Origin of the sequence: Halobellus salinus, from assembly GCF_014646875.1 — an archaeon.
GTDB classification, from domain to species: domain Archaea; phylum Halobacteriota; class Halobacteria; order Halobacteriales; family Haloferacaceae; genus Haloquadratum; species Haloquadratum salinum.
Genome location: NZ_BMOC01000033.1, coordinates 1 through 10,933 on the forward strand (window position 1 = coordinate 1; position 10,933 = coordinate 10,933).

A 10,933-nucleotide genomic window follows, 5' to 3' on the forward strand; every position below is an offset into this window, starting at 1 on the left:
CCTACTCACTCCCTTTGCTACGCTTCGGTCGCTCGTTGAGGCCGGAGGCTCCACCTCCAAAACGCTGAAAACCCGAGTCGTGGTTTTTGTTCCGCGGGTGTCCCCACGTGGATATGAGTCACGACCCACAGTCACGGTCGCGCGGAAACGAGCGCCTGGATCTGGTCATCAGAGTCGGCATCGTCGCGGGGATCCTGGTGTCGATCGCGGTGCTCGCCGCAGTGGTCGCGATCGCGTTCCCGACGGCCGGCGTCCCCGTTGAGTTGCTTCCGACGCTCGTGTTCACGGCGGCGGTTGCGGCCGTCGTGGGGGCTGTCCGCCGCGTCGGTGGGCGACGCGAGGGCCGGAACGCCGATTGACTCCATCCGGAGCGACGACGCCCCGGACGGGTCTCGAAACCGTTTAGTGGGTGAAGTGACTGCCTCTACCCGATGATGCGGCTCCGCGGAGCGCGCAACCGCCCCACCCGCAGAGCCGAGCGTCCGGCTGCCGCGGCCTCCTACCGCCGCGTTGCCGCTCTGACGCCCGCCGCGCGACCGCGACGACGGGCCGCGTAGGCCCACTACTACCTTCTCCCTGCGTTGTACCGACTGAACGGGAAGTGACCAGCGTATCCAGACCCATCCCTGCGATTTCTTTTCCGGAACCTAAACCGTGTAATTTATACGGAAGAGCGTCCGAGACGGTGGTATATGACAAGCGTGGCGCTCGCCTTCTCCGGCGGGTTGGACACGACGGTGTGCGTGTCGCTCCTGCAGGAGGAGTATGGGTACGACGAGGTCGTCGGCGTGACCGTCGACGTGGGACAGCCCGAATCCGAGTTCGTCGAAGCGCGGGAGACCGCCGACGCTCACGGACTTGACCTCCACGTCGTCGACGCGAAAGACGAATTTGCCGAACTGTGCTTCGAGTCAGTCCGGGCGAACGCGACCTACCAGGGGTACCCGCTGGGGACCGCGCTCGCGCGGCCGGTGATCGCGAAGGCGATTCTCGACGTCGCCGAAAGCGAGGAATGTGACGCGCTCGCCCACGGGTGCACCGGGAAGGGCAACGACCAGTTGCGGTTCGAGGCCGTGTGGCGGAGTTCCGGCCTCGACGTGGTCGCGCCCGTGCGCGAACTCGAACTCACCCGCGAGTGGGAGATGGAGTACGCCGAAGAGCACGACCTCCCGGTCCAGTCGGGCAACGACGGCGTGTGGTCGATCGACACCAACCTCTGGAGCCGGTCGGTCGAGGGCGGCGACCTCGAAGAGCCCGGCCACGTCCCCGGCGAGGAGATCTACGAGTGGACCGAAAACCCCGCGACCGCCACGGAGACCGAACTCGTCCAGATCAGCTTCGAGAACGGCTATCCTGTTGCACTGGACGGCGAGGAACTCGATCCCATCGAACTGGTGCGGGCGCTCAACGACCGCGCCGGCGCCCACGGCGTCGGGCGCACCGACATGATGGAAGACCGTATGCTCGGGCTGAAAGTGCGCGAGAACTACGAGCACCCCGCGGCGACCACACTCTTGGCCGCCCACGAGGCGCTCGAAGGGCTGGTCCTCACGAAGGACGAACGCGACTTCAAGCGGCGGGTCGACGACGAGTGGGCCCAGAAGGGGTACGAGGGGCTGGTCGACCACCCCCTGGTGGACGCGCTGGAAGGGTTCGTCGCCGAGACCCAATCCAGAGTGACCGGCACGGTGACGATCAAGTTCGAGGGCGGTCGCGCCCGCCCGGTCGCCCGCGACTCGCCGTACGCGGCGTACTCCGAGGACGCCGCGTCGTTCAATACCGAGGGCGTCGGCGATATCACCCAGACGGACGCCACGGGCGTTGCGAAGTACCACGGGTTCCAGTCGCGGCTGGCCAACGCTGCGCGGGCGGCCGTTGCGGACCCCACCGCCGACGGCGACTCGGAGTGAGCGATGTCGGGCGAAGAGGCGGGTGACGGCGCGGGCGACGATGAGACCGCCGAGAGCGTCGTCCGTCGGGACCGCTTCAGCGGCGGTCCCGCCCGGGGGTTCCTGTCGAGCCTCGCGGCCGACGAGCGGATCTTCGGCGCGGACCTCGCGGTCGACCGCGCTCACGTGGTGATGTTGTCCGAGCAGGGGATCGTCGGCAGCGAGGTTGTCGGCGAGATCCTGGCCGCGCTCGACGACGTCGAAGCCGCGGGCCACGGCGCGCTCCCAGACGGCGAGGACGTCCACGAGGCGATCGAGACCGCCGTCGTCGACCGCGTCGGCCCCGACGGCGGGAAGATGCACACCGCTCGGAGCCGGAACGACGAGGTCGCGGCGTGCATCCGCCACCGGTTGCGCGAGGACCTCCTCGACGCGGTCGAGGCCACGATCGCGCTCCGGGGGGCACTTCTCGATACCGCCGCCGACCACGTCGACACGGTGATGCCGGGGTATACGCACCTCCAGCCCGCCCAGCCCACCACGGTCGCACATTTGCTTTCGTCCTACGAGTCGGCGGTCGCCCGCGATTCCGCCCGGCTGCTGGATGCGTACGACCGCACGAACCGGTCGCCGCTTGGGGCGGCGGCCTTTGCGGGCACGCCCTTCGACATCGACCGGGAACAGACGGCCGACCTGCTCGGGTTCGACGGCGTGGTCAGCAACTCCATGGACGCCGCCGCGGGCCGGGATTTCCTCGCGGAGTCGACCGCGGCGCTTGCGACCCACGCGGTCACGGTCTCGGGGCTGGCGGAGGATCTCGCGATCTTCGCACACAGGGGCCACGTCGACCTCGCCGACGAGTACGCGTCCACGTCGTCGATCATGCCGCAGAAGGTCAACCCCGACTCCCTGGAACTGGTCCGGGCGGTCGCGGGCGACGCGGTCGGCGGCCTCTCGGGGCTTTTGACCACGTTGAAGGGGCTCCCCCGCGCGTACAACCGCGACCTCCAGCGCGCGACCCCCCACGTGTGGGACACGGTGGACGCGGTCACCGAGGCGGCCGCGGTCGCTGCGGGCGCGGTCGAGACCGCCGACTGGCCCGCTGAGACGCTGGAAGCCGCTGCGGGCGAGGGCTTCTCGACCGCGACCGGCGTGGCCGACGCGCTGGCGATGGCGGGGGTGCCGTTCCGCACCGCCCACGAGGTGCTCGCAACCGCGGCCGAGCGCGCCGACGGTGACGCGCCCGGGATCGACACCCTCGATGCGGTCACCGCCGAGGTGCTCGGCGAGTCTCTGTTCACGTACGTGCCCCGCGGGCGGGTCGAGGCGATCATCGACCCCCGCGAGAGCGTCGCGAGTCGGGATTCGGTCGGCGGCCCCGCGCCGGAGGCGGTGGCGGCGCAACTCGATTCCGCCGCGGCCGGCATCGACGCCGACGCCGCGGCGCTGTCGGACCGCCGGGACGCACTCGACGAGGCCGCCGGGACGCTGGATCAGGAGGTGGCGGCGCGTGTCTGATCGACTCCGGTCCGAGCGGCCACCGGGGTGTCGACGCCGAGCCCCGCCGGGGGCCGATAACATACGAAATCAGACATAGGTTTCACGCGGACCGAGCGTTCGACTGTTCAACGCCGTCAGTGGCACAGCTATTCAGTTAATCTATCCGACACTTTCGATGGGTTTAAGTCTCCGCCACGCCGAACGCGAGGTATGGCAGATATGATTACCACGGAAGACCCGCTGACAGGCGAGGAGATCGAGATCCCGGCCGACGTCGAGGCCGGCGAGATCGTCGACAGCCCCGCGACCGGGGCGGAGTTGGAAGTCATCTCCGTCGATCCCGTGACACTCGAGGAGGCCCCGGAGCTCGAAGAGGACTGGGGCGAGTGAGATGAAGGTCGGGCTGCTGTACTCCCGGATCCGTCGGGACGAGAAGCTTCTCCTCTCGGAGCTCCGCGACCGCGGGCACGAGGTGGCGAAGATCGACGTCCGGGACGAGCAGTTCGGCCTCAGCGACCCGCCGGAGTCGTTCGAGAGCGTCGACATCGTGGTCGACCGGTGTCTGGCGACGTCCCGGAGCCTGTATATCACCCGGTTTCTGGACGCCTACGACGTGCCCGTGGTCAACAGCGCGGCCACGGCCGACGTCTGTTCGGACAAGGTGAAAAACAGCCTGGCGCTGGAGCGCGCCGGCGTCCCGACGCCGGCCACCGAGGTCGCGTTCACGACCGACAGCGCCCTCGAGACCATCGAGGCGTTCGGCTACCCCTGCGTGATCAAACCCGTCGTGGGGTCGTGGGGGCGGCTGATGGCGAAAGTCGAGTCGCGCTCCGCGGCCGAAGCGATCCTCGAACACAAGGCCACGCTGGGGCACTACCAGCACAAGGTGTTCTACGTCCAGGAGTTCGTCGAGAAACCCGGCCGCGACATCCGGGTCGTCGCCGTCGACGGCGAGCCGATCGCCGCCATGACGCGCTCGTCGGATCACTGGCTGACCAACGCCGCGAAGGGCGCCGACGTGCAGCCCTTCGAGGTCGACGACCGGGTCCGGGAACTCGTTGCCACGGCGTCGGAGGCCGTCGGCGGCGGCCTCCTCGGCGTCGACCTGATGGAGACCGGCGTCTCCGAACCGGACGATTCGGAGACCCGTGAGACGGGGTCCCACGCCGACTACACCGTCCACGAGATCAACCACACCGTCGAGTTCAAGGCGCTGAACGACGCTGTCGACGTTGACGTGCCCGCCGCGGCCGTCGACTGGCTCGAATCGAACGTCGAACGCGGCACGGAGGCGACCGTATGAGCGGCCCGGACGGCGACGGCGACGCCCCCGGAGCCGCCGACCCCACCTACACCGCGTCGGTGGTCGGCGGCTCCGGGTTCACCGGCGGCGAACTCCTTCGCATACTCCACCACCACCCCGAGTTTTCGCTTGCGCAGGCCACCAGCCGCTCGAAGAAGCGCAAGACCATCGGGCACGTCCACCCCAACCTCCGTGAGATGGACCTCCGGTTCACCCCGCCCGCGGATCTGGAATCCGTAGACGTGCTGTTCGCGGCGACGCCGCACGGCGTCTCGATGGAGCGGATCGACGCGTTCCAGGAGGCCGCCGACACCGTCGTCGACCTCTCGGCGGACTTCCGACTCGGAACCGAGGCCGAGTACGACGAGTGGTACGACGGCCACGCCCGCCCCGACCTCCTCGACGAATCGGAGTACGCCCTGCCAGAGATCAACCGCGGGAACCTCCCCGGCGCCGACCTGATCGCGTCAGGGGGTTGCAACGCCACCGCGGCCATCCTCGGGCTGAAACCGCTGTTCGACGCCGAGATCCTCGCTGGTGACGAACGGATTGTCGTCGACGTGAAAGTTGGCTCCTCGGAGGGGGGCGCCGGCGGCGGCGACGCCTCCAGCCACCCCGAACGCTCGGGGATCGTCCGGCCGTACGCCCCGACCGGCCACCGCCACGAGGCCGAGATCGAGGCGTTTCTCGGCACGTCGGTGTCCTTTACCGCCCACGCGGTCGACATGACCCGCGGCGCGAGCGCAACCTGCCACGTCTACCCCGAGGCTCCGGTCTCGAAAGGCGACCTCTGGGGCGCTTACCGCGACGCCTACGCCGAGGAGCCGTTTATGCGGACGGTCGCAGGCGGCGGCGGGGTCTACCGCTACCCCGAACCCAAGGCGGTCGCCGGCACGAATTACGGAGAAGTCGGCTTCGAGCTCGACCCCGGCAACCGCCGGATCGTCGTCTTCTCCGCGATCGACAATATGATGAAAGGATCCGCCGGGCAGGCGGTCCACGCGGCCAACCTCGCGCTGGGACTCGACGAGACCGCGGGCTTGGAGTTCACCGGCTTGCACCCGGTCGGCGCACCCTGACGCGGACGCGGACGCGGACGCGGACACCCAACCTGACTTGTACACGATGACGAACAAACACCACACACACGACGCGCGCGACGCCCGCTGGACGACACCCGCCGCTGAGTCCCGCGGGCGACTCCGAGCAGACGGCGGAGCAGGGGCCGGCGCCACCGACTCCGATACGCCGCCACCGCCGGTCGTCGTCAAGATTGGCGGCGCCAGCGCGGTCTCCCCCGAGGGAGCGATCGGCGATGTCGCTGACCTGGCCGACCGCGGCCGCGATGTCGCCGTCGTCCACGGCGGCTCCACGGCCGTCGACGACACCCTCGAAGCACTCGGCGAGGAGCCCACGTACGTCGAGACGCCCGGCGGCGTTGTCGGCCGGTTTACCGACGAGCGCACCATGGAGGTCTTCTCGATGGTGTTGCCGGGAAAGCTCAACACCGACCTCACCGCCGCCCTCCGGGGCGCCGGTGTCGACGCCCTCGGGCTCTCCGGCGTCGATGGCGGACTCCTGACCGGCCCGCGGAAGTCCGCGGTCCGGGTGCTGGAAGACGGCAAACGGAAAATAAAGCGCGGCGATCACTCCGGGAGGATCACCGACGTGAACGACGACCTGCTCGAGACCCTGCTCGGCGACGGCTACACACCAGTGGTGACCGTGCCGATGCTGGCCGACGACGGTGTCGCGGTCAACGCCGACGCCGACCGGGCCGCGGCGGCGGTCGCGGGCGCGCTCGGCGCCGACCTCGTTGTCCTCACCGACGTCGAGGGCGTGTACGCCGACCCCGACGATCCGTCGACCCTGATCGGGTCGGTCGCGACCCCGGAAGAATTCGACGGGCTAAAGAACGCTGCGGACGGGTTTATGCGCAAGAAAGTGATGGCAGCCGAAGAAGCCCTCAACGCCGGCGCGCCGACGGTCGTCGTCGCGAGCGCCAACGCCGACGGCCCGATCACCGCCGCGCTCGCCGGGAGCGGCACACACGTTGCGGCGAGTGCAGTCGGGACCGGCGACGGCGAACCGACGGACGCCGACGAGGAGGCCACGGGATGACGGGCGGGTTCGTCTTCTCGGAGAAGCCGATCGAACTCGAGGCCGGCAAGGGCGCGTACCTCTACGGCGCTGACGGGACCGAGTACCTCGACTTCGGCGCCTCCTACGCCGTTGCGTCGATCGGTCACTCCCACCCCGCGGTCACCGAGGCCGTCCGCGGGCAGATCGGCCAACTCACGTATGTCCAGGCGTCGTATCCCGTCGGTGTTCGCACCGACCTCTACGAGAAGTTGGCGGCGCTCGGCCCCGGTGACGTCGACAACGTCTGGCTGTGTAACTCCGGAACGGAAGCCAACGAAGCCGCCATGAAGTTCGCGCGGTCGGCCACTGGCCGCTCGAAAATCGTCGCGACCAAGCGCGGCTTCCACGGCCGGACGCTGGGCGCGTTGGCCATGACGTGGAAGGACAAGTATAAGAAACCCTTCGAGCCGCTGGCGGGCGGCATCGAGTTCGTCCCCTACGGCGACGGCGACGCGCTCGCCGAGGCGGTCGACGAGGAGACCGCCGCGGTCTTTCTCGAGCCGGTCCAGGGCGAGGGCGGCATCCACCCCGCCTCCGCGGAGTATCTCCGGGCCGCCCGGGAGGCGACCGACGACACCGGTGCGGCTCTGGTGTTCGACGAGATCCAGACCGGCGTGGGACGGACAGGGTCGCTGTGGGCCTGCGACGGGGTCGGGGTCGAACCCGACATCCTCACCGCCGCGAAGGGGATCGCCAACGGCCTCCCGTTGGGAACGACGCTCGTGAACGACCGGATCGCCGAGGACGCCGGCGACCACGGCTCGACGTTCTCCGGCGGCCCGGTCGTCTGTGCGGCGGCTAACGCCACCCTCGAAACGGTTGTTGACGAGGACGTCCCCGGCAACGCGGCGCAGGTCGGCGAGTACCTCCGTGGGGAACTCGAGGCCGCAGTCGAGGCCCACGACCTCCCGGTTCGGGAGATCCGCGGTGTGGGGCTTATGATCGGGATCGAGGTGAAACGCGGCGCCAACCGCGTGCTCAAGAACCTCGCGCTCCGGGAGCAGGTGCTCGCGCTCCCCGCGGGCCGGACGGTCGTGCGGTTGCTCCCGCCGCTCACGATCGATGAGGCCCACGCCGACCAGTTTGTCGACTCGTTCGTGGAGGTGTTGGGATGAGTGCGGAACTCGGCGCCGACGAGGTCGACGACGCCGAGGGGAGCACGGAGTCGGGCGGGACGACCGACGGCAACGCTGTCGGCTTCCTCTCCGATCACGACGTCTTCGACGTCCAGCCCGGGCTGACTGAGGGGCTGACACGGGCGCAGACGCTGTTGGCGGACCTGGTGTCGATCCCGTCGCCGTCGGGGCAGGAGGCCGCCGCGGCCGAGCGCCTGGCGGCGTTCTTCGAGGCCCACGACCGGGAGGTGTGGATCGACGACACTGGTAACGTCCGAGCCCCGGCTGACGACGCGGTGCTTCTGACCTCGCACATCGACACCGTCCCCGGTGACGTCCCGGTGAAGATCGAAGACGGCGTGCTCTGGGGGCGCGGCAGCGTCGACGCCACCGGCCCGCTCGCCGCGATGGCGGCCGCGGCGGTCGAGACCGGGGTCTCATTCGTTGGGGTGGTGCGGGAAGAGACCGGCTCCAACGGTGCGTGGTACCTGGCCGACGACCGCGACGCCCCGGCGGTTGTGATCAACGGCGAGCCCTCGGGGTGGGACGGCATCACCCTGGGGTACCGGGGGTTCCTGTCGGGGACCTACGTCTCCACCAGCGAACTCGGCCACTCCTCGCGGCCCGAGGACAACGCGATCCAGTCGGCGGTCAACTGGTGGTCGAGCGTGGCGGAGTTTTTCCACGCCGACAACACCGATGGCGTCTTCGACACCGTGACCACCAAGCCGGTCACCTTCGACGGCGGCCCGACCGACGACGGCCTGGCGGTCGAAGCCACTGTCGACGTGCAGTTCCGCGTCCCGCCGAAGTACTCCATCGACGACGTCCGGGAGGTCGCGGAGGGCGAACTCGACCGGGGGAGCGTCCACTGGGAGCAGCCAATCCCACCGGTGATGGAGAGTCCGCGCACGGCGGCCGCCCGCGCGTTCCGGGCCGCGATCCGGGAGGCCGGCGGCGAGCCACGTCTGCTCCGGAAGACCGGCACCAGCGACATGAACATCTTCGCCGGCGCGTGGGACTGCCCGATGGTGACCTACGGCCCCGGCGACTCCGACCTGGATCACTCGCCGAACGAACACCTCGACCTCGCGGAGTTCGACAGCTCGATCGACGTGCTGGTCGACGCCTGCGAGCGACTCGCCGACTGACCGCGACGATGCCCGACACCGACCACTTCCTCGACATCGACGACCTCGCGCCCGACGAACTGGACGCCGTCCTCGACCGCGCGGCGGCGATCAAAGCCGGCACCGACGGGACCCGGTTCCCAGACCACACTCTGGGGATGCTCTTCGAGAAGCCCTCGACCCGCACCCGGATCTCCTTCGAGACCGGGATGACCCAACTCGGCGGCCACGCCATCTTCCTCGGGCCCGACGACATCCAACTGGGTCACGGCGAACCGCTGTCGGACACCTCGCGGGTCCTTTCCAGGTACGTCGACGCGGTGATGGCGCGGCTGTTCGACCACGACGACCTCGTCGAGATCGCGGAGTACTCCGACGTGCCTGTGATCAACGGCCTCACGGACGACGCCCACCCGTGTCAGACCCTCGCGGACCTCCTGACGATCCGGGAAGCGTACGGCGGGTTCGACGATGTAAACGCGGCGTGGGTCGGTGACGGCAACAACGTCGGCCAGTCGCTCGTGGTGGGCGCGGCGATGGTCGGGCTGGATCTGACCGTTGCGACGCCCGACGGCTACGGGATGGACGACGCGGTGCGTGAGCAGGCCGCCGAACTCGGCCACGCCCCGACGGTCGTCGACGACCCTGCCGACGCAGTCGACGGCGCGGACGTAGTCTACACCGACGTCTGGATCTCGATGGGCCAGGAGGACCAACGCGAGGAGAAACTCGCCGCGTTCGATGGGTACCAGGTGAACGACGACCTCCTCTCCGATTCCGATGCCGATGTGATGCACTGTCTGCCCGCCCACCGCGGCGAGGAGATCACCGACTCGGTTCTGGAGTCCGACCGCGCGCTGGTGTGGGATCAGGCGGAGAACCGGCTCCACGCCCAGACGGGGCTGCTCGTCGAACTGCTGGACGCGTGACCGGACCCCGGACCGGCCGCGCCGGCGTAGTTTTTTGTCCGGCGACGCGCAGAGTGGTGGTATGTACGACGGCCGAACCCCGCCGTCCGACCGGCGGGGAACGCCGTTCGCCGACGCCGACGACCCTGTCGTTGGCGCAGTCGCGCTCTTAGTGCTCGGCGCGGGACTGGGGTCGGTGTTCGGCGTCCCGCTCTTGGCCGCGGTCGAGTTCTGGGTGCTCTTCACGATCGGATACGCGGTTGTGGTTCCGCTGGTCTCGTTGCTCCGTGGCCGGCGCGACGACGGCGGTGACGAGGCGTCCCGCGACCGACAGGTCGACACCGAGCGGGTCGCAGACGGTGCGGTCCGCGACGACCCCGACGAGGGTGTCGACGCCGCGCTTGACCGCCTCCGCAACCGCTACGCCACCGGCGAGCTCTCGGAGGCGCAGTTCGAGCGGAAACTGGAAACGCTCTTGCAGACGGAGACGCCGGAGGCCGCCCGGGAACGACTCGACCGGGAGCAGGACGGGCCGGACGCGCCCGGCAGCGACACGGAGCGGGCGTTCGAGCGGGAGGGGTGATGGCTTGGGGGAGATACCGGATCAGACGACACTACCTGAATCAAGGAGAGAGTCCCGCCGTTCACGGCGGGCGTGAATCCGACACTCCACGGCACAAACCACGTTCGACCCTTATTCAGGGGTATCCTCTCTGACTTTCTTTTCTCCTTCAAGCAGTAAGCCCTTCCACCTCAATCCACGGTGCTTTTTCAATTTCTTCAGTCGTTCGTACTGTTCGTCGTCGTCAAACTCGATGCGAATTGCAACCATACAATATCATATGAACGGAACAATTACGTGTGTTATCATATAATATGTAGTCGATGAAGCGAGCCAACACGTTCGACGTGATTCCGCAGTCCCCAGAGGACAAGGAGTTGCTTC

The 10,933-nt window shown here is 68.7% G+C and carries 11 protein-coding genes; all 11 read left to right on the top strand.

Annotated features, from left to right (window positions below; translation table 11 throughout):
- Positions 1–113: 113 nt before the first annotated feature.
- The 11 genes from IEX72_RS14680 (at position 114) to IEX72_RS14730 (ending at position 10,570) form a co-directional block, all read left to right on the top strand.
- Positions 114–359, top strand: coding sequence for a hypothetical protein (locus IEX72_RS14680; RefSeq protein WP_188788685.1), 246 nt, complete (start codon positions 114–116; stop codon positions 357–359).
- A gap of 333 nt (positions 360–692) precedes the next feature.
- Positions 693–1,910 (top strand): argininosuccinate synthase, encoded by a 1,218-nt coding sequence (locus IEX72_RS14685; protein ID WP_188788687.1) that lies wholly within the window; start codon positions 693–695, stop codon positions 1,908–1,910.
- 3 nt (positions 1,911–1,913) lie between these two features.
- Entirely contained in the window at positions 1,914–3,407 is a 1,494-nt protein-coding gene (gene argH / locus IEX72_RS14690; protein WP_188788689.1) for an argininosuccinate lyase, read from the top strand.
- Between the two features lie 192 nt (positions 3,408–3,599).
- A complete protein-coding gene (lysW, locus tag IEX72_RS14695) occupies positions 3,600–3,779 on the top strand; it encodes a lysine biosynthesis protein LysW (RefSeq protein WP_188788691.1) in 180 nt (59 codons plus the stop codon).
- 1 nt (position 3,780) lies between these two features.
- Positions 3,781–4,692, top strand: coding sequence for a lysine biosynthesis protein LysX (gene lysX / locus IEX72_RS14700; RefSeq protein WP_188788693.1), 912 nt, complete (start codon positions 3,781–3,783; stop codon positions 4,690–4,692).
- A complete protein-coding gene (gene argC / locus IEX72_RS14705) occupies positions 4,689–5,771 on the top strand; it encodes an N-acetyl-gamma-glutamyl-phosphate reductase (protein WP_188788695.1) in 1,083 nt (360 codons plus the stop codon). Before lysX ends, argC begins: the two co-directional genes overlap by 4 nt.
- Before the next feature lie 46 nt (positions 5,772–5,817).
- Positions 5,818–6,813 carry an acetylglutamate/acetylaminoadipate kinase gene (locus IEX72_RS14710; protein ID WP_188788698.1) on the top strand — a complete coding sequence of 332 codons (996 nt, stop codon included), beginning with the start codon at positions 5,818–5,820 and terminating at the stop codon, positions 6,811–6,813.
- Entirely contained in the window at positions 6,810–7,949 is a 1,140-nt protein-coding gene (locus tag IEX72_RS14715) for an aspartate aminotransferase family protein (protein WP_188788700.1), read from the top strand. Before IEX72_RS14710 ends, IEX72_RS14715 begins: the two co-directional genes overlap by 4 nt.
- The gene (locus IEX72_RS14720) at positions 7,946–9,100 is read left to right on the top strand and encodes a [LysW]-lysine hydrolase (RefSeq protein ID WP_188788702.1); all 1,155 of its coding nucleotides are present in this window, start codon (positions 7,946–7,948) and stop codon (positions 9,098–9,100) included. The genes IEX72_RS14715 and IEX72_RS14720 overlap by 4 nt, the downstream gene beginning before the upstream one ends.
- An 8-nt stretch (positions 9,101–9,108) precedes the next feature.
- On the top strand, positions 9,109–10,008 hold the full coding sequence (gene argF / locus IEX72_RS14725; protein WP_188788704.1) for an ornithine carbamoyltransferase: 900 nt from the start codon (positions 9,109–9,111) through the stop codon (positions 10,006–10,008).
- 61 nt (positions 10,009–10,069) lie between these two features.
- Positions 10,070–10,570, top strand: a complete 501-nt coding sequence (locus IEX72_RS14730; protein ID WP_188788706.1) for an SHOCT domain-containing protein — start codon at positions 10,070–10,072, stop codon at positions 10,568–10,570.
- Positions 10,571–10,933: the final 363 nt, after the last annotated feature.

What these genes read in the sequence shown, in the direction of transcription:
- lysW (WP_188788691.1), top strand. Translation starts at nt 3,600, where the DNA reads ATGGCAGATATGATTACCACGGAAGACCCGCTGACAGGCGAGGAGATC.
- argC (WP_188788695.1), top strand. Translation starts at nt 4,689, where the DNA reads ATGAGCGGCCCGGACGGCGACGGCGACGCCCCCGGAGCCGCCGACCCC.
- IEX72_RS14730 (WP_188788706.1), top strand. Translation starts at nt 10,070, where the DNA reads ATGTACGACGGCCGAACCCCGCCGTCCGACCGGCGGGGAACGCCGTTC.
- lysX (WP_188788693.1), top strand. Translation starts at nt 3,781, where the DNA reads ATGAAGGTCGGGCTGCTGTACTCCCGGATCCGTCGGGACGAGAAGCTT.
- IEX72_RS14685 (WP_188788687.1), top strand. Translation starts at nt 693, where the DNA reads ATGACAAGCGTGGCGCTCGCCTTCTCCGGCGGGTTGGACACGACGGTG.
- IEX72_RS14680 (WP_188788685.1), top strand. Translation starts at nt 114, where the DNA reads ATGAGTCACGACCCACAGTCACGGTCGCGCGGAAACGAGCGCCTGGAT.
- IEX72_RS14715 (WP_188788700.1), top strand. Translation starts at nt 6,810, where the DNA reads ATGACGGGCGGGTTCGTCTTCTCGGAGAAGCCGATCGAACTCGAGGCC.
- argF (WP_188788704.1), top strand. Translation starts at nt 9,109, where the DNA reads ATGCCCGACACCGACCACTTCCTCGACATCGACGACCTCGCGCCCGAC.
- IEX72_RS14710 (WP_188788698.1), top strand. Translation starts at nt 5,818, where the DNA reads ATGACGAACAAACACCACACACACGACGCGCGCGACGCCCGCTGGACG.
- argH (WP_188788689.1), top strand. Translation starts at nt 1,914, where the DNA reads ATGTCGGGCGAAGAGGCGGGTGACGGCGCGGGCGACGATGAGACCGCC.
- IEX72_RS14720 (WP_188788702.1), top strand. Translation starts at nt 7,946, where the DNA reads ATGAGTGCGGAACTCGGCGCCGACGAGGTCGACGACGCCGAGGGGAGC.